Annotated in this window: 26 protein-coding genes; 2 read left to right on the top strand and 24 right to left on the bottom strand. The window is 48.5% G+C overall.

Going from position 1 to position 26,429, the window contains the following annotated elements:
* Positions 1–164 precede the first annotated feature (164 nt).
* Positions 165–1,061 carry a LysR family transcriptional regulator gene (locus DW817_RS08785; protein ID WP_009015134.1) on the top strand — a complete coding sequence of 299 codons (897 nt, stop codon included), beginning with the start codon at positions 165–167 and terminating at the stop codon, positions 1,059–1,061.
* Between the two features lie 605 nt (positions 1,062–1,666).
* Positions 1,667–1,915, top strand: coding sequence for a transposase (locus DW817_RS11100; RefSeq protein WP_120112119.1), 249 nt, complete (start codon positions 1,667–1,669; stop codon positions 1,913–1,915).
* Between the two features lie 43 nt (positions 1,916–1,958).
* Here DW817_RS11100 and DW817_RS08775 read toward each other — a convergent pair whose 3' ends face one another.
* The 24 genes from DW817_RS08775 to dapF all read right to left on the bottom strand — a co-directional run bounded on the left by DW817_RS08775 (position 1,959) and on the right by dapF (position 26,256).
* Positions 1,959–2,840, bottom strand: coding sequence for an oxaloacetate decarboxylase (locus tag DW817_RS08775; RefSeq protein ID WP_016459771.1), 882 nt, complete (start codon positions 2,838–2,840; stop codon positions 1,959–1,961).
* Positions 2,841–3,016: 176 nt separating this feature from the next.
* Positions 3,017–4,852: a thiamine pyrophosphate-binding protein gene (locus DW817_RS08770; RefSeq protein ID WP_009015136.1), complete on the bottom strand. Its 1,836-nt coding sequence runs from the start codon at positions 4,850–4,852 to the stop codon at positions 3,017–3,019.
* 4 nt (positions 4,853–4,856) lie between these two features.
* Positions 4,857–5,789, bottom strand: coding sequence for a LysR family transcriptional regulator (locus DW817_RS08765; RefSeq protein ID WP_009015137.1), 933 nt, complete (start codon positions 5,787–5,789; stop codon positions 4,857–4,859).
* 50 nt (positions 5,790–5,839) lie between these two features.
* Entirely contained in the window at positions 5,840–6,727 is an 888-nt protein-coding gene (locus tag DW817_RS08760) for a DMT family transporter (protein ID WP_009015138.1), read from the bottom strand.
* Between the two features lie 36 nt (positions 6,728–6,763).
* On the bottom strand, positions 6,764–7,840 hold the full coding sequence (locus tag DW817_RS08755) for a TRAP transporter substrate-binding protein (RefSeq protein WP_014128000.1): 1,077 nt from the start codon (positions 7,838–7,840) through the stop codon (positions 6,764–6,766).
* 64 nt (positions 7,841–7,904) lie between these two features.
* Entirely contained in the window at positions 7,905–9,203 is a 1,299-nt protein-coding gene (locus tag DW817_RS08750; RefSeq protein WP_014127999.1) for a TRAP transporter large permease, read from the bottom strand.
* Positions 9,203–9,757, bottom strand: coding sequence for a TRAP transporter small permease (locus DW817_RS08745; RefSeq protein ID WP_009015141.1), 555 nt, complete (start codon positions 9,755–9,757; stop codon positions 9,203–9,205). Before DW817_RS08745 ends, DW817_RS08750 begins: the two co-directional genes overlap by 1 nt.
* A gap of 30 nt (positions 9,758–9,787) precedes the next feature.
* Complete coding sequence (locus DW817_RS08740; RefSeq protein WP_016459772.1) at positions 9,788–10,648, bottom strand: shikimate dehydrogenase; 861 nt, start codon at positions 10,646–10,648, stop codon at positions 9,788–9,790.
* Positions 10,649–10,667: 19 nt separating this feature from the next.
* Positions 10,668–11,474 carry a sugar phosphate isomerase/epimerase gene (locus DW817_RS08735; RefSeq protein ID WP_120112116.1) on the bottom strand — a complete coding sequence of 269 codons (807 nt, stop codon included), beginning with the start codon at positions 11,472–11,474 and terminating at the stop codon, positions 10,668–10,670.
* 454 nt (positions 11,475–11,928) lie between these two features.
* Positions 11,929–12,876: a hydroxymethylglutaryl-CoA lyase gene (locus tag DW817_RS08730; RefSeq protein WP_009015144.1), complete on the bottom strand. Its 948-nt coding sequence runs from the start codon at positions 12,874–12,876 to the stop codon at positions 11,929–11,931.
* A 133-nt stretch (positions 12,877–13,009) separates the two neighbouring features.
* Positions 13,010–13,507: a shikimate kinase gene (locus DW817_RS08725; protein WP_120112113.1), complete on the bottom strand. Its 498-nt coding sequence runs from the start codon at positions 13,505–13,507 to the stop codon at positions 13,010–13,012.
* A complete protein-coding gene (locus DW817_RS08720; protein ID WP_022227267.1) occupies positions 13,500–14,333 on the bottom strand; it encodes a shikimate dehydrogenase in 834 nt (277 codons plus the stop codon). The genes DW817_RS08725 and DW817_RS08720 overlap by 8 nt, the downstream gene beginning before the upstream one ends.
* A 21-nt stretch (positions 14,334–14,354) precedes the next feature.
* The gene (pheA, locus tag DW817_RS08715; RefSeq protein WP_120112110.1) at positions 14,355–15,203 is read right to left on the bottom strand and encodes a prephenate dehydratase; all 849 of its coding nucleotides are present in this window, start codon (positions 15,201–15,203) and stop codon (positions 14,355–14,357) included.
* Positions 15,203–16,294: a chorismate synthase gene (aroC, locus tag DW817_RS08710; RefSeq protein ID WP_120112106.1), complete on the bottom strand. Its 1,092-nt coding sequence runs from the start codon at positions 16,292–16,294 to the stop codon at positions 15,203–15,205. The genes pheA and aroC overlap by 1 nt, the downstream gene beginning before the upstream one ends.
* Entirely contained in the window at positions 16,291–17,568 is a 1,278-nt protein-coding gene (aroA, locus tag DW817_RS08705) for a 3-phosphoshikimate 1-carboxyvinyltransferase (RefSeq protein ID WP_021736848.1), read from the bottom strand. The genes aroC and aroA overlap by 4 nt, the downstream gene beginning before the upstream one ends.
* Complete coding sequence (gene aroB / locus DW817_RS08700) at positions 17,565–18,635, bottom strand: 3-dehydroquinate synthase (RefSeq protein WP_016459774.1); 1,071 nt, start codon at positions 18,633–18,635, stop codon at positions 17,565–17,567. The genes aroA and aroB overlap by 4 nt, the downstream gene beginning before the upstream one ends.
* A complete protein-coding gene (locus tag DW817_RS08695; protein ID WP_226828512.1) occupies positions 18,622–19,590 on the bottom strand; it encodes a prephenate dehydrogenase in 969 nt (322 codons plus the stop codon). Before DW817_RS08695 ends, aroB begins: the two co-directional genes overlap by 14 nt.
* Positions 19,535–20,548, bottom strand: coding sequence for a 3-deoxy-7-phosphoheptulonate synthase (gene aroF / locus DW817_RS08690; RefSeq protein WP_120112103.1), 1,014 nt, complete (start codon positions 20,546–20,548; stop codon positions 19,535–19,537). Before aroF ends, DW817_RS08695 begins: the two co-directional genes overlap by 56 nt.
* 345 nt (positions 20,549–20,893) lie before the next feature.
* A complete protein-coding gene (locus tag DW817_RS08685) occupies positions 20,894–21,520 on the bottom strand; it encodes a hypothetical protein (RefSeq protein WP_243634106.1) in 627 nt (208 codons plus the stop codon).
* 88 nt (positions 21,521–21,608) lie between these two features.
* Positions 21,609–22,412, bottom strand: a complete 804-nt coding sequence (locus DW817_RS08680) for a sugar phosphate isomerase/epimerase (RefSeq protein WP_120112100.1) — start codon at positions 22,410–22,412, stop codon at positions 21,609–21,611.
* A gap of 67 nt (positions 22,413–22,479) precedes the next feature.
* Positions 22,480–23,319 carry an Mrp/NBP35 family ATP-binding protein gene (locus DW817_RS08675; RefSeq protein WP_120112096.1) on the bottom strand — a complete coding sequence of 280 codons (840 nt, stop codon included), beginning with the start codon at positions 23,317–23,319 and terminating at the stop codon, positions 22,480–22,482.
* 192 nt (positions 23,320–23,511) lie between these two features.
* Positions 23,512–23,976, bottom strand: a complete 465-nt coding sequence (locus tag DW817_RS08670; protein WP_016459777.1) for a hypothetical protein — start codon at positions 23,974–23,976, stop codon at positions 23,512–23,514.
* A 68-nt stretch (positions 23,977–24,044) separates the two neighbouring features.
* Positions 24,045–25,244 carry an LL-diaminopimelate aminotransferase gene (locus DW817_RS08665; RefSeq protein WP_009015156.1) on the bottom strand — a complete coding sequence of 400 codons (1,200 nt, stop codon included), beginning with the start codon at positions 25,242–25,244 and terminating at the stop codon, positions 24,045–24,047.
* 142 nt (positions 25,245–25,386) lie between these two features.
* Positions 25,387–26,256 carry a diaminopimelate epimerase gene (dapF, locus tag DW817_RS08660; RefSeq protein ID WP_009015157.1) on the bottom strand — a complete coding sequence of 290 codons (870 nt, stop codon included), beginning with the start codon at positions 26,254–26,256 and terminating at the stop codon, positions 25,387–25,389.
* Between the last annotated feature and the right edge of the window lie 173 nt (positions 26,257–26,429).

The following is a 26,429-nucleotide window of genomic DNA, read 5'->3' as shown; positions in this document are numbered from 1 at the left end:
TTCTCATCTATTTATAGAGAACTTCTATCAAACTCTTTATATTATTCTGAAAGTTTCTTTCTAAAAGCTCCCTGATAAAGATCTTTTCCGGTTTTTCCATATCCAAGGACCAACTCTCATGATACAATAAGATGAAAGAAGGTATGAACGAACGAGGTGATTCCATGACCCTACTGCAGCTTCTTTATTTCGAAACCTTGGCCCGGGTCCTTCATTATACCCGCGCTGCGGAAGAACTCCATATTTCCCAGCCCTCCCTTTCCTATTCCATTGCAGAACTGGAAAAGGAACTGGGGGTCAGTCTTTTTAAAAGGGAAAAACGTAAAATTGCCTTAACTCCCTATGGAGAACGCTTCCTTCCCTATGTCAAAAAAACAATGGCCCTATTGGAAGAGGGAAAGGCAACACTGCGTCAGATGAAAGATAAAGCTCCTATGAATATCCGTCTAGGCTATTTTCACTCCATTTCTGCCTCCTTGGTCCCCCCCATCGTGAAAGCTCTTTATGAAGAAAAAGAAAACCAGGATATTCGCTTCCAATTCATGGAAGATACTTCCTACAATATCTGTGAACAACTTAAAAACGGGAAACTGGACCTTGCATTCACAACGGGAAGAGATGAAGCCTTGGATGGCGTCACCATGACCAAGCAGCCACTGTACCTCACAGTCTATCTGGAACATCCTCTTGCCAAAAAAAATTCCGTGACCTTTGCTGATTTTGCCAAAGAACCGATGGTCCTTCTCAACAAGACAAGCAGTCTCCGGGCCCAGCTTGATCAGGCTTTTATCAAGCGATCCATGATTCCCAATATGGTTTTTGAAGTCCAGGAATGCAACACGGCCCTGCAGTATGTAGCCCTGAAGTTTGGCGTGTCCATTCTTCCTGAAGTCCCTGCCATGCAGACGGAACGGGTTGTCGCCATTCCCATCAATGAAAATGAACAGGAGTTCTTCCGTACAGTCTACCTCAGCTGGGACAAAACCCGGCCCCTGTCGCCTGTTGTCAAGAAAGTGCGGAACTGGATTGTGCAGCACTACGCCGCATCGGAGCCGCTGTAATCTACAAAAATAAAAAAGGGGGCTGTGAAATGATAGCCTCATACAAATAGGCCCGTCCGATTCAATTGAACCGGGTGGGCCTATTTGTGGTAGAATTTATGGTTCTTCACGGAAATTTGTGGGGTCATAGACAAATAAATATTGAAAAAGGACATCAAATTTTCCAAAATACAAGGTGGCTAAATCAAAGTAAAGGAGAAGTGAGATGTCCTCTATCCGATACATTATTCAAACTGGCCTGTTTTGTCAAGACCCCGATTACCTCGTTTGGATCCCTGAGGATCCTTTAGACGATTCCACGGCATGGATGATCACCAGTCAGAAACGTCATACCGATTTTCTCTGCCCTTACTGCGTAAAGCCGATGCATGTCTATAGCGCGTACCGAACCCACCTAAGGACGGTGTCCATGCAGCCGAATGCCCGGTGCACTGTCCTCTTCGAGGGACACCGCTTCCGGTGTCCTTGCTGTCAGAAAACGGTTACGGAACTCAATCCGTACAGATGTCCTGGAACGAGAATCACCAAACGGGCCTCTGTGTAGATTCCATCGCTGCTCGCCCAGGGACTTACGATTGCCGGAGTGCAGAAGATAACGGGCATCCATTGGAACACGATTCGCCAAGCTGAAGAAAAAGCGAATCGACGGTCTGGCAAACCACGCCAAATGCCCTATTAACACAGGCCGATTGGAAGGGTACAGCAACAAGATCAAGGGTGCCAAACGGAATGCATATGGGTACAAGAACGACAGATACTTTTTTACCTTGATTCGGCACCTGTCACCTACGTATGATTTGGCATCCCCCAAAATGCGTGAAGAACCGAAAATAGACACAAAAAAGGGGCTGTGAAGAAATGATAAACTCATTTCTTCACAGCCCTTTTTTATTTTTCTTAGAAAAGTCCCTCGTACTGTGGCCCTTTCAGGTATTTCTTACCGTATTCCTTAATCTTGTCGACACCGATGAATTTCAGGTAGTCGTTGAAGGCAATAAGATCACCAGGATAGCCCTCGGCCATCTCGTTTTCTTTGATATACTTTAGAACTTTCATGACAGCGGCGACTTCTGCAAAAAGGCAGCTCATGGGGAAAGTAATGATCTTATAGCCCAATTCCCCGCAGTCCTTTGCGGTCATGCCGTCATTGATACCTTTTCCTACATAAAGGCCCAGATGAATCGGTCCGTGGACCAATTTAGGGAGCTTCAGCAGTTCCTCATGGGTCTTAGGGAGAATCTTGACCATGTCGGCACCGGCATCCATGTAGGCATTGGCCCGTTCAACCGCTTCTTCAAAGGGTGCATCGGTCCGAGCTACGATGACAAGGTCATCGTCACGGCGAGCATCAACGGCAGCTTTAATCTTGCCCACCATTTCTTCCTTGCTGATGAGCTGAGGTTTCATAATGAAGGGGCAGTTAGGCGGCTGGGTTTGGTCTTCAATGAAGACACCCCCAATGCCGGTCTTTTCATATTCCCGTATCATACGGATGACATTGAGGGCGGAGCCATAGCCACCTTCCCCATCAGCGAGGATAGGAATATCAACGGCATTCTGCATCTTGCTGAGAGCAGCCACCGTTTCATTCATCCCCAAAAGACCCGTGTCAGGCGTCCCGATCATGGCACCATGCATGCCGTAGCCCGTCGTCCCAATGAGGTCAAAGCCTGATGCTTCTATACATTTTGCGGTCAGCGCGTCATAGGCGCAAGGAGCCATGAGGTAGTCCTTTTCCTTAAGAAGTCGACGCAGTTTCGTTGTCATACGTTCTTGCATACTAAGCCCTTCCTTTCTTGTTTGTCTCTATTATAGAGCAGGCTGGCGGGCATTCTCCAATATCCATTTTTTGTCATTACCATAGAATCATTCTATTAAGATTGTGAGGTTGGTCCTACAAGACACGTTTTATCAAAAAAGGGGCCTCCTTTCTCAGAAGCCCCCTCAATTCCCACTTATTTTCCTTTATGAGATTTTGCGTGATTCGGTGCGACAAAACGACCCTTCTCATCCTTGACAAGTTTCCCTTCCTTGACAAGAGCACTCGGGCTGTAAATATCGTTGATGTTCCAACAGCCCGGCGTCGGCACAACGATGTTTTCCATGGGAGCTTCCACGAGGAAAGGACGGCCTTCCTTGTTGGCAGCCATGGCCTTTTTCATAGCCGGCAGGAATTCATCAGCAGACTGGACACAGATGGATTCTACACCGTAGGCTTTAGCCACACCGGCCCAGCTCGGCGAATAGCTCTTGCCGTCCGGCGTCTGGAAGACGGTACCGAACTTAGTCCCATAGTTTCCATTTTCAAGACCGGCAATGGTCCCAAAAGCGGAGTTGTTCATAACCACCCAAGTGCAGGCAATACCTTGTTCCACAGCAGTAGCAAGGCAAGTCGGGTTAACGCCAAACCCGCCATCACCCGTAAGGGTAAGGCAGACCTTATCGGGGGCTGCGAGCTTGCCGCCCAGGACGGCAGAGGCACCAAAGCCCATGGTGGCAAGACCGGAAGAGTGATGGATCGTGCCGGGTACGTTGACATCAAACTGCTGAGCTACGCCGTTCTTATTCCAGCCCACATCGGTAAAGATATGAGCATCTTCCGGAACAACAGCTTTCACATCATGGAGGATACGCTGCGGCGTCATAGGGAAACGGCCATCCGTAGAAATGGCAACATTGCTTTCCTTGAAGGCTTTCTTCGCTTTGGCAATCTTGGCACGCAGTTCCGGATTCTTTTTCCCTTCAGGGCAGATTTTCTTGACTTCTTCCAGGATTTGTTTGAGGCCCAGTTTGAGATCTCCAATGGCCCCGATGGAAACAGGATAGTTACGGCCAATTTCCATGGGATCGATGTCAATCTGGAGGAATTCCGTATGGTCGGGATCGAAGGTGACACCCCGATACCAGCTGGAGCTGTCCGCTTCCGCAAAACGGGTACCTAGGCCAAGAATGACATCAGCGTTTACGGTGAGGGAATGGGTAAATTCAAGACCCCAGAAGCCCGTCTGACCAACCATGAGGGGATGATTATCTGGCAGGCAGCCCTGCCCCATCAGGGTGCGAGAAACAGGGATATCAAGGAATTCAGCAAGATCCGCCAGTTCGTCCGAAGCCTGGGCAAGGAGGATTCCTCCGCCGGCATGAAGGACCGGATTCTTTGCTTCGACCAGTTTTTTGGCAATGCCTTTGGCCGCTTCTGGATCTAGGGCCGGTTTCATAGTGATGTGGCTGTCCTTATAGGTGCGATCCCATAGGTAGTCTTCCACTTCGCGGGAGAACATATCCATGGGCATATCAATGAGGACCGGTCCAGGGCGACCCGATTCAGCCAGACGGAAAGCCTTATCCATGATTTCCCCGAGGGCTTCAGGATCATCAACGCGCCAAGCACGCTTGACGACGGGTTCCAAAATCTTATACTGCGTGGCATCACCATGCATATTGACTTCCTGATGAGGATGCTTTCCAAAATAATAGCTCGGTACATCGCCTGCAATGACGACCATAGGAATAGAGTCAAATGCGGCGTTTGCTACACCGGTCAAAACATTCGTCAGCCCCGGTCCAAGATGGCAGAGGACGACAGAAGCCTTATGGGTTACACGGGCATAGCCATCAGCTGCCGTAGAGGCAACCGCTTCATGGCGATTGGAAATATATTTCACCTTTTTCGAACGGCTCAGAGCATCGAGCATACCAATGACCGTATGGCCGCAGAGGCCAAAGACATATTTGACATTCCGACGTTCGAGATAATCAACCATCAAATCAGCAATCAGTTTCTTTGCCATTTTTTCATCCTCCTATGGTCTCAGGACCAATATTAACTCTCTTGAAATACTGCGTGAAGACTTCTTCACTGCGGATTACATAATCACGGAAGTAGCGAGCTGCCGGCGGGAGGAACTTTTCTTTGTTCCACTGCAGGTAGAGACGCCGCTTGGGAATATCATTTTCAATACAAAGGAGCTTTGTTCCAAAAGGTGCGTAATGGGTAAGTGGGAAGGGAACAACGGATACACCGCGTCCGCCGGCAACCAGCCCATAAATGATGAGGTCACTGGGCGTCCTTGAAACGACCCGAGGTTCAATGCCTAAGGAAGCAAATGTCTTTTGCAGCATGGGAGCAAGCTGCCCGTTCTGATTGAAGCCAATAAAATTTTCATCCTGGAGTTCCCGAAGATCCACCCTTTCACGTGACGCTAGATAATGGTTTTCTGGAACGATAACGACCAAGGGATGGTCTCCAATATAAGTGCCCGCCACTTCTGGTTCCTCAAATTTCGTAGCAATGCACAGGTCTATTTTCCCAGATACGATAAGTTCATGGATTTCGTACCAGCCAATCTGTGCATACTGAAAATGCACGTCATAGCGATTTGTTTCTGACTGATAGCGAACCATAAGGTCCGTTGAAAACTGAGCCACGGAAGGAAAACCAGCAAGTTCGATGGTTCCTGTATTGGGATCAAGGAATTCCTTTAGTTTAGCGATACCTTCATCGAGGGAATCCAGCGTTTTATTGACATAAGGGAGAAAGATTTCCCCATATTTGGACAGACGGATATTCCGGCCATCCTTTTCAAAAAGTTCCACACCAAGTTTCTCTTCCAAGGACCGCATAGCATGACTCAGATTAGATTGGCTCACATGGAGTTTTTTTGTTGCTTGGGTGTAGTTTTCCAATTCTGCAATCGTTTGAAAGTAAATCAGCCATTGTAGGTTCATGGGGGCCCTCCTCTATTTCCCTTTATCATTCCTTAAACACAGGCCTTTCGTCAAGACTTTTCAGGAAACTGGTTCCGTCTCGTGTCCCAAAAATTCAGGAGAATATCAGCCGAGATAAGAATCAGTCCCAAATAGAAATGGACGGTAAAGGACTCTCCGAGCAAATAGGCACCCAAAACAGCAGAAAAAACGGCTTGGAGCGGATAAAAAAGCGAACAGGTACTTGCCGGCAGTTCAGACAGAGCCTTGGTCCATGTAAACTGGGCCACACCGGATCCCATGATGCCAAGGTAAAGAAGAACAAGCACCACAAAAGGCGTCAGGCTGACAGGTTCCCGCAGGCTGCTGTAGATTCCCACAGGGAGAGAAAGGAGACTGCCAATGAGCATTCCATAAAACGTAATCAAGATGGGGGCATACTTTTGGGTAAGGCGCCGCATCTGGATTGAGGCAAACCCAAAGGAGAGAACCGATATAATCATGAAGAGGATTCCCATGATTTCTCCTGAACCAGAAGCACCCTGAGTAATAATGAACGTGCCGAGAAGAGCCAGAAAGAGACAAACTCGCTTAATGACTGTAAGTGATTCCTTAAGAATGAACCCTGCTAGGAGTGTAATCACAACGGGGTTGGTGGAATTGATGAGGGCTGCCGTGGAAGCCCCAGCCAATTTGATACCAAGCTGCACCATCTGGAACGTTACAAAATAAGCCAACATGCCAATAAGAAAAAACCATTTGCGATCCTTCTGATCAATCGGTGTTTTCAGCTCCTTCCTTGCCATCCAAAACAGACAGCTGGTTCCAATAAAGGAGCGGATCATGGCAAGCACGGAGGGCGGTACAGCCTCGGCAATCACCTTACCGCCGATATAGTTATTGCTCCAGATAAAGAAGGTGAATACAAGGTAGAAAAATGCTGACCATTTTTGAGGCATCCCACATCCACCTTCCTTTCTGTCGAACAGAGCTACTTACTTTTTCGCAGCGGCATCCAGTTCCTGCATGAGGACATCACCAATGCCATTAATCTGGCTGTTGATATCCTTGTAGAGCGCTTTAACAGAATCAAGGGCAAGAACCTGATCATAGAAAGACTTGTCATATTTGATGATGGTCATGCCTTTTTTCTCAAGGGTTTCCTTGTTCTGCTTGTCGATTTCACCCAGTTTTGGTGCCAGTTCCTTCAGGGCTTCGGACACCGCCTGGTTCAGGGCTTTCTGGTAAGCAGGATCAAGCGATTCATAAGCTTTTTTATTCATAGCAAGCTGATTCGTATAAAGGACATGGTTGGTCGGAGCTAGGAATTTCTGGACTTCATTGAAGTTCATGGTCACGATCGTATCGGCTGCGTTTTCTTCCGCATTAACCGTCCCGCTTTGCAGAGCAAAATACAGTTCAGAGAAAGCAAGCGGTGTCGGTTCTGCACCAATAGCAGTCCAAAAAGCCATATGGTTCTTATTGCTCATGGTGCGGATTTTAAGGCCTTTATAGGCATCGAGGTCCTTCAGGTTGGTATTGGCCGTCGCAAGACGGAAGGTGCCGTTCTGCAGCATGCCCATATAATGGAAACCTGCTTTATCGTAGGCTGCAGCCAGCTGTTTATAGAACTTTGATTCCGGATTATTGAGGACCTTATCAATCGTGGGGCCATCATATTTGGCAAAAGCCATGGGCAAGTCGAAGACAGCCATTTCAGGAATAAAAGAAACGACGGGTGCCGGCTGACTGACAAAAACTTGGATATCATTGGATTTCAGCTGTCTTAATAGGTCTTCATCCCCACCGAGGTCGCCGTTGGGATGATATTCAATCTGAAGCTTCCCCCCTGTAATTTCATCGACTTTTTTGGAAACGAGTTCTCCAAACTGTTGGCCTGCCGACCCTTTGCCGGCCGTATCCGCACCGATGAGGACGACTTCCTTCAGATTGGCATATTCACCTTTACCGGCAGATTTCTGTTCTTTTGAATCACCGCCGCAGCCAGCAAGGGAAAGAGCCAGGACACCTGTCAAAACAGCAGCCGCCAGTTTACGAAACGTTTTTTTCATGAAAAATACCTCCTTAAAATAAAATTCCTTTATAGGCCCTAGGAATAACTCCCAGAGGAAAACCTTATTTCACAATACTTGGCAGATAGGTCGAAAACCAAGGAATATAAGTGATGAGGACGAGGGCCACAAGGAAGGAAACGATAAAAGGCACGGCCTTTTTCGCAACATCCATGGGCTGTTCTTGGGCAATATTTCCTGCCACGAAAAGATCAAGACCAAAAGGCGGTGTTGCAAGCCCGATGGACAGACAGCAAACGAGGATAACGCCAAGATGAACCGGATCAACGCCCAGTTTCTCGCAGGCCGGCAGCAGAACAGGAGCCAGGATAATGATAGCAGGCCCTGTATCCATGACCATCCCAAGAAGCAGGAAGATAATGACAAGGACACTCAGGACAGCAATGCTGGAATGGAAATTTCCCAAGATGAAAGTTTCCACGGCACGAGTAGCGCGAGTCAAGCTAAGGACACGGCCAAAAGCCGTAGCAAAAGCAAGGACGAAGGCAAGGCCGCCATATGTTTTTACTGATTCTGCACAAAGAGGAATCAATTCCTTAACGGAAATGGTCTTATAGATAAAGAGAGAAACAAAAAGCGCGTAGAAAACAGAAACCGTAGCCGCTTCTGTCGGTGTTACAAAACCGCTGTAGATACCGCCCAGGACGACAACCGGGCAAAGAAGTGCCCAAAAGCTGTCCTTGAAAAGTTTCGGAAGCCCTTCTTTTTTGAGTTCTTCCATGCGAGCATTGATTTTTTCCTTGTCTTCGCCATGTTTCACGCAGTAGAAGACAGCATAAGCCATGAGCATTACGCCAATAAGCAGACCAGGGAACACGCCGCCTAAAAAGAGATCACCTGTTGATACGCCCGTTGCAAGGGAATAGAGCACAAAGGGGATGGAAGGAGGAATGATGACGCCAAGTCCGCCGGCAACGGCTATGAGACCTGCACTCCAGGTCCGATCGTAACCAAGATCCGTCAAGAAAGGTACGCACATAGCACCGACAGCAGCCGTGGTGGCCGGGCCGGAACCAGAGATGGCCCCATAGAACAGGCAGGTCAGGATAACAGCACAGGGAAGGCCGCCGGGAAGCCTTCCAGCGAAGAAGGCGAAGAAGTTAAAAAGCTTGCGGCTGATTCCACCTTTTGCCATGATGACCCCGCCTAAGATAAAGAGCGGTACAGCAAGAATCGGCGTAGAGTTCGCACCGGAAAACGTATTATTGATGAGCTGGACGAGAGATCCGCCCCGATGCATCAGGAGAATTGGGGAAATCGAGCCCAGAATCATACTTGTTCCAATAGGAATGGAAACGGCGATTGCGACAAGGAATACAACAAATACAAGCAATGCTGCCATTATTCATCTCCTCCTTTCGCCATTTCAGCTTCCTTAGCTGCATCCTGCATGGTTTGTTCAAGGGTGGTCAGTTCCCGTTCATGGAACCGTTTGACATGAAGGATCATGACCTGAAAGGCCCTGATAGTTGCAAGAACATAGCCAAAGAGCATAACCGCATAAACAATCCACATAGGCCATTCCATGGCCGGTGAAAATTCATGGCTGGTGTAAATGTTTTCCAACACTTCAAAGGAATAAAATCCCAACAGGCCCATACAGAACATATTGATTAAATCTACGATGATGCCAATGATCTTTTTCATGGCCTGGGGAAGAAGATCGACGAGAACACCGACGCGGAGCATATTCTCCATCCGAATGGTATAGGGGAGGGAAATGAATACGCTCCAGATCCACATGAACCGGCAAAATTCTTCAGCCCAGGTAAGGGATGTGAGCCAGGGAACTTTTCGGACAATGACCTGGATCATGGTGACACAAGCGATGATAATCAAGAGAATAATCATCAAGGTTTCTTCAAGATGTTCATCTAACCATTTGATTAGGCGCATACAGCATGCCTCCTTTGCTGTTTTCAGCTATTATTTCTTTTCCGCAAGGATGGCGAGGAGTTCTTCCCGCATCGCTTCAACAGGAGCTTTCTTCCCTGTCCACAGTTCAATCTGGGCAGCCCCTTGGTAAAGGCTCATGCCAAGGCCGTTCAGGATGCGGCAGCCTTTTGCTTCAGCATCCAGGAGAAACTGTGTCTTTGCAGGATTATAACAAGCGTCAAAATAAAGCTGTTCCGGTTTCATGTATTCCTTGGGGAGCGGCGTTTCCCCGATGGAACGCCCCATGCCAACGCCGCTGGCGTTAAGGACCACATCGCAGGCCGATAGTTTCGAAAAGTCTCCATAAGGGACGAACTCTGCGACAGGAGCAAAATTCTTGTTGATGTCATCGACGAGGGACTTGGCACAGCCTTCAAACTTGTCTGTGATGTAAATCTTGCGAGCCCCGTGGTAAGCAAGGATAGAACACATGGCGCGGCCCGCCCCGCCGCCGCCAAAGCAGAAGAAGACACACTGATCGACCTTCACACCGGCCTCTTCCGTCAGGGCTGTATAAAAACCAACGCCATCCGTGTTGTAGCCGATAAGCTTGCCCTCTGGCGTCTTGACAACGGTGTTGCTGGACCCCATTTTTTGACAGAGGGGATCAAGTTCGTCAAGATACTCCAACACTTTGACTTTATTTGGCTTTGTTACGGCAAATCCAGCAAAATTCATATATCGCAGGCCATTCACAATATCTCCCAAATGCTCATTATCCGTTTCCGTATAAAAGTAGACCATATTGAGCCCAGCTGCTTCATACCCTTTGTTTTGCATCCTTGCAGCAAAGGACTGCGTCAAAGGAAGTCCCAAAAGAGTAATCATTTTCGTATTGATATCGACCTTCATCATTCCTGACCTTCTTTCTTCACAGACCGGCTGCGGTGAGATACTCCCGTGCCGTTTCAAGACAATTTCGGATGTGTCCTTCTTCTCCATAGGTTTCTATATATTTTTTATTTGGAAGTTCAATGGAACAAGGCCCTTCAGGCAGTACTTTCAGGTAGTCCTTAACGGGAATCGCACCGCGGCCCACATATTCCCGTGCTTCCCGCATGATTTCAACTGGTTTGTATGCTTTTTCATTTTTGGGACAGTCACAAAGATGGATCACGCCAACTAAGGAGGGATCGAGCTTCTTGAGGTCTTCCACCGTCACGCCTGACCAGTAGCAGTAGAGCATATCCAAAAGAACTTTAGCGTTATCGGCGCCGACTTCCTTAAGGAACTGGAGCGTATCGGGCAGATTCACAAGGCCCGAAATCACAGGAAACTCCAAATTCATGGTGAGACCAAATTCCTTGGCATCTTCACAGATCTTTCCGTAGCAGTCGACGGCAAAGCCATGATCCATTGTCCACACACTGGAAAGGACGTCTGTAAATCCGAGTTTTGCAGCACACTCAAAAGCACCTCGGTAATCACGAGGAAGGTCTTCCTTTACTCGAACCAACTCGATATCGAGCGGCTGCAGGGATGTCTCCTCTAAGGCAACCTGAATACTTGCGAACAATCCTGGATCATTTTCCAAGTGGACCTGCGGTTCCCCCGCCTGCCCCATAGGGATTGTCCGCAGACTAACATAATCATAACCCGCCTTTGATGCCATCTTGACTTGGGCCAAAGGGTCCATTCCCGGCACTGTAAGATAGGCCAAGGAAATTTTTCTTGTCATAGTGAATCCTCCTACTTTTTCCGTTCAGGAAGTAATGAGTCCGCCTTTTCTTATGGTTCCATTGTAGGATGAATTTTCTGACATTTCCAATACATTGTTTTTAAAAATATATGAATAATATCGATATATTATTTGCCAAGTAATAGGTAGAAACCTGAGAACAGGCATAGTTACGCCTTTTCATCATCAAAACAAGGAAGACAAGCTCCCTTATTTTTACAATTTTATTCATCTATTTTCTTGTTTTTGTCTACGATTTCCTTCCCTATCACCACTCTATATTTTCTTTTCATGAATAAATTCGATGAATTTATCATTCTTCATGGATTCTCCCGACAGCATCCAAAAACATAAGAAAAGGAGCCGCACGACGCCAATTTCGTACGACTCCCCTTATGAGTCTTATTTTTTTCTCAAAAAATTAGTAAAAAAAAGATAAAAAGCATCCACTTTCTCATTTCATGGTTTCATTTTTACCTTGTCCCGTAGGAATCTCCCGGAATAGATCTCTGCTCTTACCTGCTCGCAGGAGATAGCTGTCCGTCGGATGGGCCACAAGCTGAGCCACACGGCGGCTCACTTCCAAGGCTTTATCAAAATCGATGCCTGTATCGATGCCGCTTTCCTCACAAAGGTTCAGGACGTCTTCTGTTGCCACGTTGCCTGCTGCACCAGGAACGAAAGGACAGCCGCCCACACCGGCAAAGCTCGAATCAAACTGGGTGAAGCCGCTTTGCATGCCCGCAAGGATATTGGCCATGCCAAGGCCCCGCGTGTTATGGAAATGCAGCCACCACATGTTTTTAGGATAATGCTTCTTCATGTAGGCACAGATTTCCTGAACTTGGGGCGGAAAAGCCATACCTGATGCATCAGAAAGGGAAATCTCATTGATACCAACCGCCATGTAGGCTTCTACGATGGAGGCGACAGCACCGATGGGGATTTCCTTATCCCAAGGAGATCCAAAAGCCATGGAGATGGATCCCGAAATCTCAAGACCCGCTTCCTTGGCGCAGGTAACGCAGTCACCAAAGCGAGCAACACTTTCTTCCGGCGTCCGGTTGAGATTTGCCAGGTTATGGGCCCTACTTGCCGAAACATTGAGCTTTACCTTCTTGCAGCCGCAGGCAATGGCCCGCTCCACTCCGCGCAGATTGGCAATGAGGGCACGATACTCCACACCAGGGACTTTCTCCAGCTTCTCATAGACTTCATCAGTATTGGCCATTTGGGGGACTGCCTTAGGACTCATAAAAGACCCGACTTCAATGACGCTGAAGCCTGCTTTTCCCATCCCATCGAGGAGTTCCAGCTTTTCCTCTGTCGTAAACATTCTTTTTTCGTTTTGGAGACCATCGCGAAGGCCCACTTCGCAGATGCGGATCTTTTTCGGTAACATGACACATTTCCTCCCATTTTCTCTGCTTCTTCCAGAAGCAGGACAGTAAAACCGATTGTTCTGTCTTCATTGTATAAGGGGCAGAAAATTTTGTCACTATTCAGTTTTCTATTGAATTCATAGGAAGATTCTATCAAGTCCGCTTGTTCCAAATCTCCACAATGAAAGCCGCTGTCTTTTTGAATGCGCTTCCCACAGGAATCTTGACATCGGCATAGCCTTCATAAAGAGGGCGCCGTTTTTGGTCAATGTCCCGAACTTTTTCTGCGTCTTCTTCAAGAAGGGGCCGTGTCGAGGTATCAACGGAGGCAATGATAGCTTCTACATCACGGTCAAGGAAAAAGATGGTCCCTGCTTTTTTTAGAAGGGCCATATTTTCCTTTCTCGTCACAACACCGCCGCCGCAAGAAATGACGCAGCGATTCTTTTGGCAAAGCTGACGAATCGCTTCTGTTTCCCTTATCCGAAAATAAGCTTCCCCTTTTTCAAACATATGGGGAATGGTTTCACCAGCAAGACGTTCCGTGACGATATCCGCATCGTAAAAGGGCAGGGCCAGTGCTTTTGCCACCATGGCTCCAATGGTACTTTTTCCGCAGCCTGGAAGCCCAATAAAAATGAGGTTATCCATGGAGTTCCTCCTCTAAGCGTGCGGCGATACACTCCACAATGGAACGGTCTACTTTTTGGTCCAGCCAAATTTCTTCTGAGGCGATGGCCTGGGCAACAAGCATATAAAGGCCGTTACAGCATGGCACACCCGCTCTTTTGGCAAGGTGCATGAACTTCGTCTCTGTCGGATTATAAACAATATCGACTGCGGCTTCTCGCGTCTTTGCAAAGACCTCAGGACGGACGGGAGAAAATCCCGTATGGGGGCTCATTCCCACAGGCGTCGTATTGATGATGGTATCATGAAAAGGAAGGTCCCGCTGGTGATCATAGTCCATCATGGTAACCTCCGGTGCCCGCGCAAGGAAATCAATCAATTCCCGCTTACCTTTTTCCATATTGCGCGCCATGATGATGATTTCCTTCGGAGCCTGATCAAGGACATACTGCAGAACGGCACGAGCCGCGCCCCCCGTTCCAAGGATAATGATTCTTTTTCCCGAAAGATGGATGCCTTCATGATCAAGAAGTCTGCCAAACCCCAGGTAATCCGTATTATGGGCTTCCTTCCGTCCCTTGGTAAAAACAAGGGTATTGGCAGCCCCAATTTTTTGGGCGGCCTGGCTCATGGCAGGCATATGATGAAGAGCCTTCACTTTATAGGGAATGGTAACATTGAGTCCGTCGAACTGCTGAGCAGCCGAGGCAAAAAAATGGTCAATTTTATCTTGAGGAACCTCTATGAGTTCATAGCTTCCTGTTATCCCCATTTCTTTAAAAAAGGCTTCGTGGATCTTAGAGGACCAACTATGACCTAAGACCTTTCCTACAAGTCCTACTTTCATAACAATCTCCTATCTTCTTTCCTACAGATGGGACATAGTTCCATCGGCTTCGTAATTTCCTAAGAGGGTATAATGGGCTCGTTCTCCTCGAATGCCTCGAAGGGCCCGCTGAACCGCTTCATCCGTTTCATGACCGGAAATATCCATGTGGAAAAAATATTCCCATGGCCGTCCCGGAATGGGACGGGACTCGATATTCGTCATATTGATGGATTCCTCATCAAAATGGGAAAGAACGCGGTACAGGGAACCGGGCTCATGGGGTAGGGTCACGACAAGAGTCATCTTGTCTGCCTTAGGGCTGATTTCCTTTTTCTTTCCGATAATGACAAAGCGGGTGTAGTTGCTTTGATTTGTCTGGATCCCGCGCATAAGGACTGAAAGACCATAGGTTTCCGCAGCTTGGATGCCAGCCACGGCAGCAAGGGTACGCTTCTTCCGCTCTGCCACCATACGGGCAGCCTCCGCCGTATTGCTACAGGGAACGGCCCGCAAAAAAGGATGGGAACGAAAGAAGGCATGACACTGGGACAGCCCCTGTGGATGGGAATAGACCTCCCGAATTTCTTCCAGCTGCGTATCGTCATAGACAAGAAGGCAGTGCTCCACCTTGACAATCTTTTCTCCTACAATATAGGCATGGTATTTTCGAATTAGGTCATAGACATCGGTAATGCCGCCTGTGGAAGAATTTTCGATGGGAAGGACCCCATAGTCGATGGTCCCGTCCATGACGGCGACAACAACATCTTCAAAGTAAGGAAAAGCCTTTTTTTCATAATCCATGCCTGCAAAAAAGCTGGTTGCCGCAAGGTCACTATAAGCCCCGGGCACCCCCTGATGTCCAATCCTACGTTTTGCCTGTCCCATTAAAGCTCACGCTCCCGGCAAAGCATGAGGTCACACAGGGCCCATGCCGTCATGGCTTCCACAACAGGAACGGCACGGGGCACGATGCAGGGATCATGGCGACCCTTGATTTCAAGTATGGTCTCCTCATGGGTCTTGATATTCACCGTATGCTGCGGTTGATAGATGGAAGCCGTCGGCTTTACGACAACACGGAACAAGAGGGGCATGCCCGTTGTAAGGCCTCCCAGGATACCGCCATTGCGGTTTGTCGTCGTAACGACCTTATCCCCTTTGATTGTCATCGGATCATTGGCCTCAGAGCCCCGCATTCCGGCAAGGGAAAATCCATCCCCAAATTCTACGCCTTTAACGGCAGGTATGGAAAAGAGCAACTGGCTCAGCGTGCTTTCTACAGAATCGAAATAGGGTTCCCCGAGCCCCACGGGAAGATGGAGAGCCATACATTCGATGACGCCGCCAACGGAATCCTTGTCCTCCTGGGCGGAACGGATGACGCTTTCCATGACCGCACGCACCTTATCATCCAAGGTGGCAAGGTAATGATCGCCAAGGTGCAGCAGCGTTTCGTCAGTTTCTCCCAACGGATGGAACGGCCGATCGCAGGCCGAACCAATGCGGGCCACATGAGCCCCGATGACGATTCCTTTTTGGCGCAGCAGCTGTTTAGCCACAGCGCCTGCAAAGACAAGGGGCGCTGTGAGGCGGCCCGAAAAAGCCCCACCGCCACGGTAATCATTGGCTCCATGAGCCTTCACATAGCCCGGATAATCGCCATGGCTGGGACGCATGACATCCTTTAACAGGGAATAATCCTTGGAATGGGCATCGTGATTCACAATGCGGGCACATAGAGCCGTTCCGGTCGTCTTCCCTTCAAAAAAACCACTTTCAATAGTAAATTGATCCGTTTCCTTCCGATGTGTGGAAAGCGGGGACTGACCCGGTACGCGCCGCGCCATTTCTTTTTCAATAGCGCCCAGATCGATTGTGATATTGGGCGGCAGGCCATCAAGAACGATTCCAATGGAAGGACCGTGGGATTCGCCATAAATAGTCATACGAAGCCGCATTCCGACTGTAGAACTCATTTGATTTTTCCTCCTAATGATTCATAGTCCTGCCAAAATTGAGGATACGATTTCTGTACACTTTCACTGCCTGTTAGGATAACAGGACCGTCCGAACGTGTTGCAGCAATGGCGAGACTCATCGCAACGCGATGGTCATTCCAGCTATCTGCCCCTGCACCGTGAAGCATCGGCACTCCCCTGATAATAAGTCCATCGGGGCGCTCCTCAATGTGGGCACCCATTTTAGTAAGTTCCGATGCCATGGCTTTAAGGCGGTCGCATTCCTTGAGGCGCAGCCGTTCAGCATGAATGATTTCCGTCGTACCTTTTGCAAGGGCAGCGGCCACAGAAAGAATAGGAACAAGATCGGGGCAGTCCGAGGCATCGATGCGAATGCCATGAAGGGATGAGGGGTGAATCGTTAGGCTTTCCGGGCCTTCTTCAAATTTAGCCCCCATACGCTGTAAAATCGGAAGAATTGCCTTATCTCCCTGAAGGGAACTTGTCTTGACGCCTCGAATCGATATTCCTTTTCCTAACGCACCGGCAACCAGAAAGAAAGCGGCTTGAGAAAAGTCTCCTTCTACGCTGCCGCTGTAGGGTCGATAGGCCTGACCGCCCAAAACGCGATACAAGCGCGGTTCATCTTGAAAAACGTGGACGCCAAATGTGCTCAGGGCGGACAGGGTAAGCGCCACATAACTTTGGGATTCAAAAGAGCCAGTGATTTCAATGGTAGAATCCCTCTGAAGGAGTGGCAAGGCAAAAAGAAGACCGCTGATGAACTGACTGCTCACATCACCGGGAACCACAAAATGGCCGCTTTTTAAGGGACCTTGAACCGAAAGAGGAAAATGACGCTCCGATCCATAGTGAAAATGAAGGTTTTCTTCCTTAAAAAGGGTTTCATATGGTGTCAAGGGACGTGTTCCCAGTTCGCCTTCCCCAATGAAGTTGTAGCAATTGCCGTCAAGGGCTGCCAAGGGGATGAGGAAACGCAAGGTTGAACCCGATTCCCCGCAGTCCATAAGAGGAGATTTTTGATGAGGCGGCTGACCTTTTACGAAATAGGTTTTTCGGCCTTTTTCCCCAGGACCTTCCATAATGGTCGCACCAAGCGCTTCCAGACAGCGTCTAGTCGCGGCAATATCCTTGGAAAAACTGACATCACGAATCCAGCTCTCACCTTGGGCAAGAGCGGCACAGATAAGGAAACGATGGCCCATGCTTTTGGAAGAAGGGGCCGTTACCGTTCCCGCTAAGAGCGACGGCATCAAGGTCAAGGTCGTCATGGTTTATCCTCCACATATGGCATCAATTCATCAAAAGAAACTTTCTTCAAAAGATGCTGACCGATTTCCGGCACAATCACAAGGGTAATCTCATGCCCCCTTTTTTTCTTATCCAAAGCAATGCCACGGACAATGTCCTCCGGGTTCATGGAAACGCCTGTAGGAAGGCCAAAACGAGCCAGCAAGGTCTTGATTTTCTCGGCCGTGCCCTTTTGAGCAAGTCCCAGACGCTCCGCATTTTGGGTAAGACGGACCATCCCAATGCCAACGCCTTCCCCATGGGTATACTTTTCATAGTGATAATACCGTTCCACAGCATGTCCGATGGTATGACCAAAATTAAGAACCATACGGGCCCCCGTATCGCGCTCGTCTTTTTCGACAACCGCAACCTTGATAAGGATGCAGCGATGAATGATGGATTCGGCTGCAGCAAGAATCGCCCGATCATCAGGAAGCGATTCCAACGCGGCAAAAAAGTCAGCACTGCCGAAGGCCCCACATTTGATGACCTCCGCAAAACCGTCATGGAGGTAACGGACTGGCAAGGTATCAAGCAGATCCGGGTCGATGAATACGCCTCGCGGCTGGTAGAAAGCGCCTACGAGATTTTTTCCTTCTGGCAGATCCACAGCGACCTTACCACCAACGCTGCTGTCAATCTGGGAAAGAAGCGTTGTTGGGATTTGGATAAAATCAATTCCCCGCAGAAAAGACGCAGCCACAAAGCCGGCAAGATCTCCCACGACGCCGCCGCCCAAAGCCACAACCAGATCCGACCGGGTCATTCCAAACTGGGCACAGGCCCTGACCATGGTTTCAAAGACCGCAAGAGTCTTATGGTGCTCCCCATGAGGGAAAATAAACCGGCGAACCATAAAGCCTTCCTTGGAAAGTTTTTCTTCGAGCGCTTTGCCATAAAGGGCATCCACCGTGTCATCCGTAATGACAGCAACCTTTTCGGCTTTGGAAAGGCTGCGGATCTTTGTCCCGACATCCTTCCACAGACCTCTGGCAATTTCAATGGTATAGGAATCCTGTCCGAGTGCAACATCAATTTTTTCCATAGAACATATCCCTTCTCTTCTTCTTTGCTTCATCCATCATGACAAGGAGGGTCTTCCTGTCTCCCTCCTTTAACGCCTTTTTCCATTTTTCCAGCTGGGTTTCAAGGCGCTCGATTTCTGCAATGACAGGTTCCTTATTCAGGAGAAAGAGGTCTGACCACAACGTCCCATTGATATCGGCGACCCTTGTTGCATCACGGAAACTGCCAGCAATGAAGTACTTGGTATTTTCCTTCATGGAATCACTGTTCATGAGGGACACCGCCATGATATGGGGCAAATCACTTGTGTAGGCAATGATGCCGTCATGCTCCCTGGCAGATAGTTCAACAACCCGGCCGCAGCCAATCTGAAGTGCGATTGCACGAAGCCAGGCTACATTTTCCGGGCGATTTTCTTTCCGCTTGATGACAATGAAATTTGCTCCTTCGAAAATCCGGGAGGTACTTTGACCGTATCCTTTGCCTTCCCGTCCGGCCATCGGATGCGCCGGTACAAAATCCATTTCCGGGCCCAAAAGCCTGTCGATTTCATCGGGAATGCTGCCTTTGATGCCCATTACATCCGTGAGCAGGACGTCCTTCTTGAAATACTTCACATGGTCCTTGACAAAAGAAACAAAAGCTCCGGGATACATGGCGCAGATGATGATATCCGCTCCCTGCAAAAGGGAAGGATCCTCATCAGCAATGTCTGTAATATACCCCTCATCCTTAGCCATAAGGGAAACAATATGATTACGGTCCATGCCGATGATTTTATGGGCGTTCCGATTCTTCAGAGCCTTGGCATAAGAGCCGCCAATTAGACCCAATCCAATGATGGCAAACGTCGTTTCTTCCAGTGACTTCATGTAAATGGTTCCTTTCTCCCACTCTGCTTCTTTTCTTCCAAAGGGATTACAGCTCGCGGCCCACGACAGGAGCAATCTTGCGAAGGTCTTCCATAAGGTCATGGAAGGCGGGCAAGGTAAGGCTCTGTGCCCCGTCACAAAGGGCGTGCTGGGGATCGTTGTGGGTCTCAATGATCAACCCGTCAGCCCCAGCTGCAAGGGCGGCCCGCGCCATGGAGGCAACCATCCAAGATTTTCCGGTTGCATGGCTGGGATCAACAATCACAGGCAGGTGGCTCAGCCGTTTGACGGCACAGATAGCAGATAAATCCAAGGTATTGCGGGTATATGTCTCAAAAGTACGGATGCCTCGTTCACAAAGAATGACATTTTCGTTTCCCTCACTCATGATGTACTCCGCACTCATGAGCCACTCTTCAATGGTCGCGGAAAGACCGCGCTTTAAAAGGATTGGAACATTCGTCTTTCCCAGTTCCTTGAGAAGTGTGAAGTTCTGCATATTGCGGGCACCGACTTGGATGAGGTCTACCTTTTCGACAAATTCCGCAATCTTGTCGGCAGACATGATTTCTGTAACGATAGGCAGCCGTTCTTTGCTGCCCGCTTCACGGATCATGTCAAGCCCCTTATCTCCCAGCCCCTGGAAGGAATAAGGGGAAGTGCGGGGCTTGAAGGCACCGCCGCGCAGCATGGAGGCACCGCTTTCCTTCACGGAATGGGAGATATTTTTCATCTGTTCCGGGCTTTCAACGGAACAGGGCCCCGCTATGACAGTAAATCTTTTCCCGCCTACTGGAACACCGCTTACATCGATGATGCTGTCATCGGGATGGAACATACGGTTGGCCCGTTTAAAAGGTTCCTGCACGCGCAGGGCCTTTTCCACATCGGGATTGACGAGAAACTCCTCAGGATCCAAAATACTCGTATCTCCCACAATTCCCAAGATGGTTTGGTTTACCCCCATGCTTTCATGGATTGTAAAGCCACGTTTCTTAAGCCCCGCTTCCACTCCTGCAATTGCTTCTTTTGGGGCACCCTTCTTCATAACGATAATCATTGCTACCATCCTCCTTAAAAATAAAAAAGCAGGCTCGTAAGGAGTCTGCTTTGAACGGTCAAAACCTATCATCAAACCCGCCTTGCTATCGTCAGTCACAAGGGGGATTCGGCACTCGCTTTACGGTAGAACAAACATTCTTTTGTGGGCACGCAAAATAACCAAAGCTAAAATAGCTCTGGTAACGATACACAAAAGCCTGTCCAAGTAAAGCATTCTGCATCATGACTAACCGTCCCTTCTCTACTAGAATGGCTAAAGTGTAACGCTAAATGAGAAAAAGGTCAATAAAAAAGCCAATTTATTTTCTTGAAATAGAAATAAATTAGCTTTTTGTATCATTTTTTATAGTTGAAGCTGGACATACTGAAGACCCAGCCCGTGACCTGTCACATCAGCAAAACGGACGAGAAGGGTCCCATATTGAGGCAATTCTTTTAAAGGAAGGCATAAGGCGCTTTCGGTAAATAAGGCTTCATCCTCATGGGTATCCGTACGTTTGGGGTCATCAATGGCAACCGTCACATTGAGCAGACGGCCAAAAAGTTCGGCCTTTTGAATGGCCATTTGGCCACCCCGTCCTTCCGTATCCATGGCCGTATAAATGACAAGAAACGAGTCATAAGCCTTGCCATGATATTTTTGCTGGGCGCCTTGGATCTTTTCTTTTGCTGTATACATCCGTTTGACATCCCCCACCCCAGCCACATCAATCTTTTCAAGGACAACTTGACGCGGTACGAAGGCCGTTCCAACAAAACCGTCTGGAGTGACCTCCGGATCATGGTTCCAGTTATCGGTTGCAGTCGTTCCCTTATATAAGACCTTGCCTCCATCAACAATTTTTTGGGAAACAAAGAGTTCCCCATCGGCAAGGGGCAGTGCTGCTTTTTGAGCCAAAGACACTCCGGGAGCACTCCCCCATAAGACAGCGATGACAAGGGCTGCTACCGTAGCCTTAAGACATTTCATTGTTCCATCCTTTCCAGAGGCCAAAAGGTCTCATGCATACCCATTTTTACGGCTCCCATAAGCTTATAAAAAGGGAGTTCCTGAATCCTTACATGCCTTCGTCCCGCAAAAAACGGAGGACCTCATCAAGCTGTGCCACAGGCCTCATTTCAAGCGTGAGCCAGCCTGCAAATGACAGATGCCGTAAGGACGCCATAAGGGCCCTGAAATCAATTGCGGACGCAGGCCCCGGAGCCGTTCGCTGCGGTCCTGAAAGGTCGATCTGGGGCACCTTATTGCCAAATTGCTCAATCATGCCAACGAGATCTGCCTTTTCATTCCAAAGATGCATTGTATCAAGGTACATTGAAAGCCAAGGGCTCCCTATTTTCTGAGTGAAGGCATAAGTCTCCGCGACGTCACAGAAGACATCCGTTTCCTCATGATCATTTGCTTCTAAGATCAAAGGGATATGCACTTTCGATGCCGTCTCCAGGAGTTCACGGATGCTCTCTTCAAATTGATGATAATAATGGGGCGCGCTTGGGGCATCGGACAAACGCCCCCGAACGGCACCGATGATGAGCGAGGGCGCGCCAAGTTCTTTCCCGTAGAAAAGCAGTTCCTGCAGGCTTGCCACGGCTTTCCGCCGCGTTTTTTCATTTCCGCTCCCGATACTGCATCCCCATCTTGTGTAAATCTCTCCTGTCGCAAGGCCAGAAACGGCGAGCCCCGTCTTTTCCATCAGGGACTGGATCAGCTCCAGGGGATAGCGCGCAGGCGAATCGAGTGTGAGCTGAACGCCTTGGACCTGCAGCTTAGCGGCCTTTTCGAAACAGACCTCTGCCGGTCCCTGTAGCGGCGCCGTGCTGCAGGGATGGGAACCATCCGATATGATCAATGAAAATTTCATGGACTTCTCCTTGCGAAAAATCGGTCAGAAAGCAGCAGGGCTTCCTGCCCAATTTCCTATACAGCGATTACAGCTTGCTTACAATGTCATCAAGGGCCTTGCGGCAGCCTTCACTAAGGTTTTGAAGCGGCTTGCCATCATCTTCAGCTGCAACAACCATGGGATCGATGGGAATCTGTCCCAAGAAAGGCAGCTGCTTTTCATCGGCTAGCTGCCGGCCGCCGCCGGACTTAAAGATATCAACCTTTTCCCCACAGTGGGGGCAGATAAAACCACTCATATTTTCAATGATGCCGCGAATCTTGATATGTGCCATATCACAGAAGTTAACGGACTTACGCACATCGGCCAAGGAAACCTTCTGCGGCGTCGTCACAATGATAGCTTCCGCATCAGGGATAGTTTGGACGACGGTCAACGGTTCATCACCCGTTCCAGGCGGGCAATCAATGATCAGATAGTCAAGGGCCGGCCAATCCGTATCGGAAAGGAATTGACGAATGGCGCCAATTTTGACAGGGCCGCGCCAAATGAGGGGATCATCTTCACTTTGCAGCAGTCCCTGAGCTGAAATGAAGCAAAGGTTCTTATTAACTTCAAAAGGCAGGAGACGATCTTTCTTTGCCATCAAATGGGCATTGGAAAAGCCAAGCATACCGGCAACGCTGGGCCCGTGAAGGTCCACATCAAGAAGACCCACTTTAAAACCCTTTTCAGCCAAAAGAAGGGCAAGGTCGACGGAAACCGTAGACTTACCGACTCCGCCCTTTCCGCTCATGACAATGAATTTATGTTTGACCTGACCAAGAAATTGATGGATGGCCACATCTTGAGGATTAACTTTTTTCTCACTCGCAGACGGGCAGCCTGCGTAGCTCGACTGGGAGCAACGATCACAATCTGACATAATAAGACTCCTTCCCTTCACCTCCTTAAGAGGCTACTGTACCTCATCATTATACAGAAATTCAATGGTCTTTGCAAACCCCAGCCCCCTATTCGGGCAACAACCTGAAGAGATGAAAAAACCTCATAAAGACCTTTTAACAAAAAAATCTGGGAAGAAAAGTTTCCTCCCAGATTGATCTTTCGCACTTTATTATTTCTTGTTTTTCGCCTGCTGTGCAGCCTGAGCCTGCTGGATTTCCTTTTGGATATCAGCGGGCATGATAACAAGACCGTTCATCATGGGGTTGCGGCCTTTCGTATCAAAAATCACAACGACACGGGCATTCGGGGATTTATTGGCCTTACCAACATAAACGAGCTCATCGGCATTGTCAAAACGACGGAGCTGATACAGCTTCAGATCAGAAATTTTGCCAATCTGGTCTTCTACATTCTTTTTCGTGGTTTTAAGCGCAGCGGCCGTGAAGTTCTTCTTCAGTTCCGGCGTAAAATAGGTTTCAACCGTTGCCAGGTCTGTGTTTGACGTGAGTACCTTCATTACAGCGTCAACGGCCTGTTCCTCCGTTTTAAGGGCGTCACTGGCAGGACTTGCAAGGCCGAGGCTGGACAGACCAAGACTCATAACCATAACAAGTAAAGCAATCAATTTTTTCATGTTTGTCATCCTTTCATTACAAGATTGTAGCTTCCTTCATTATACACGATTGCGATAATTTTTGCTAATTACAGTGAATCTTTTTCAATCCGTTTCATCGCTTCAATCGTTCCTTCACGACTGCCAAACGCGGTCAGACGAAGGTATCCTTCACCCATGCTGCCAAAACCAGAACCAGGGGTTCCAACGATAGCAAGCTTGTTCAGGAGATAATCAAAATAGTCCCAGCTTTTCATTCCCTTCGGGCACTGCATCCAAACATAAGGGGAATGAACACCGCCAAAATAGGTATAGCCCTTCTTATCAAAGGTGCGCATCATGATGCGGGCATTTTCCCGATAATAGTCCAGCATATCACCGCACTGCTTCTCGCCTAGGACGGACATGGCGGCTTCAGCGCCGCGCTGCACAAAATAGTTGACCCCATTGAATTTTGTCGTCTGACGGCGGAGCCACATCGTATTGAGGTGGAGTTCTTTCCCATCAGGTGTCCGGCGAACCAGTTCCTGAGGCACAACCGTATAGCCACACCGGGTTCCGGTGAAACCAGCCGTCTTGGAGAAAGAGCAAAACTCAATGGCACATTCACGGGCACCGGGAATGGCAAAGATGCTACGGGGAATGGAAGGATCCGTAATGAAAGCCTCATAAGCCGCATCATAAAGGATGATGGCGTCATTCTTCCGTGCATAAGCGACCCATTTCTCCAGCTGTTCCCGCGTATAAACAGCTCCCGTCGGATTGTTGGGTGAGCACAGATAGATGATATCTGCTTTCACACTGTCATCAGGCATGGGCAGGAAATGATTTTGCGGGGTTCCATTCATATAAAGGATCTTGCGACCGCGCATTACGTTCGTATCCGCATAAACCGGATAAACAGGATTAGGGACGAGAACAACATTTGTATCTTCAAAAAGATCCGTGATATTGCCACAGTCACTTTTGGCCCCATCACTGATAAAAATATCCTTCGTATCCAGCTTCACACCATGACGGGCATAATACTTTTGAATGGCTTCATGCAGGAACTCATAACCTTGTTCCGGTCCATAGCCGCGAAATGTTTCCTTATGCCCTAATTCCTCAACCGCCTTTTTCATCGCGTCAACTACGCACGGTGCCAACGGCAGGGTGACATCACCAATTCCCATCTTGATGATTTTCTTTTCCGGATGAGCCGCTGTAAAAGCAGCAACACGCTTTGCAATATCCGTAAAGAGATAGCTATCCTGAAGCTTTGCATAATTTCCATTTACAATTGCCATAGATAATAATTCCCCCTCAACATCCACTAAATTGGGTTATATGATGAAAAATAAGCTTTCCTCATTGTAGTGTAAAACTATGACCTTGTCAATGAAGTTGTACATCTTTTAAGGAAAAATCCTCATTAAATTTACAATATGTTCATTTTAAGATGTTATCAGGAATCTCCATCTCTCCTTCATACACAGTGACAGCCGGTCCCTTCATCATCATATGGCCATCGCTGCGGTAATTGAGCTGCAGGGGCCCGCCGACAGCTTCAACGGTAAGGAATTGGTCACGGCGTCCGGCTTTGCCCAAGGTAATGGCCGTATAGGCAACAGCGCAGGCTCCGGTTCCACAGGCAAGGGTCTCCCCACTGCCGCGTTCCCAAACACGGAACTTGACATGGTTATCATCCACGATTTCAACGAATTCCACATTGACCCGTTCCGGGAAATAAGAAGAGTGCTCAATGACGCGGCCCACTTTCTCAACGGGAGCGGTGGCAACGTCCTCAACAAAAGTCACAAAATGAGGATTTCCCATGGAAACACCGGTTCCGCGAAGCGATAGGGGCGCCCCATCAACGGTGACCGTTATGGTTTCATCAAGACATATGCTTTTCTCCCACGTCATGGGAATGGAAGAAGGATCCGTAATGGGAACGCCCATATCAACAGTGGCGGATACAACCTTGCCATCCGCTACGTCCATGGCGATGGTCTTAATGCCGCTCAGCGTCTCCAAAGTGATCGGATTTTTCTGGGTAAGCCCTTTATCATAAACAAATTTTGCAATGCAGCGCGAACCGTTGCCGCACATCATGCCCTCTGATGCATCAGCATTGAACATGCGCATGCGAAAATCAGCCTTGTCAGACGGGCAGATACAAATCAGTCCATCAGATCCAACGGAAAGATGCCGTGGACTAACGTATGCTGAGATCTTACCGGGCTCAGGAATCATCCCGTCCATACAATTGACATAAAGATAGTCGTTACCGCAGCCCTGCATCTTGGTAAATTTCAGTTTCATAGGAACCCCCTCAACATAATAAATCGTATAGGAACAGCTCAAAAGCAATTTCATTATAAAAGAATTAAAAAAAGGGGTCAACCGAAGATGGTTCCCACTTTAAAAGCAAAAAAAAGGTTCTATAATAAATGTTGGGGTGAGGAAATATTCTTTCCTCACCCCATTTT

Origin of the sequence: Acidaminococcus sp. AM33-14BH (assembly GCF_003603525.1) — a bacterium.
In the GTDB taxonomy this organism is placed as follows: Bacteria; Bacillota; Negativicutes; order Acidaminococcales; family Acidaminococcaceae; genus Acidaminococcus; species Acidaminococcus intestini.
Note: the sequence above shows the minus strand (reverse complement) of the source record. Positions and strands in the feature narration are given on the sequence as shown.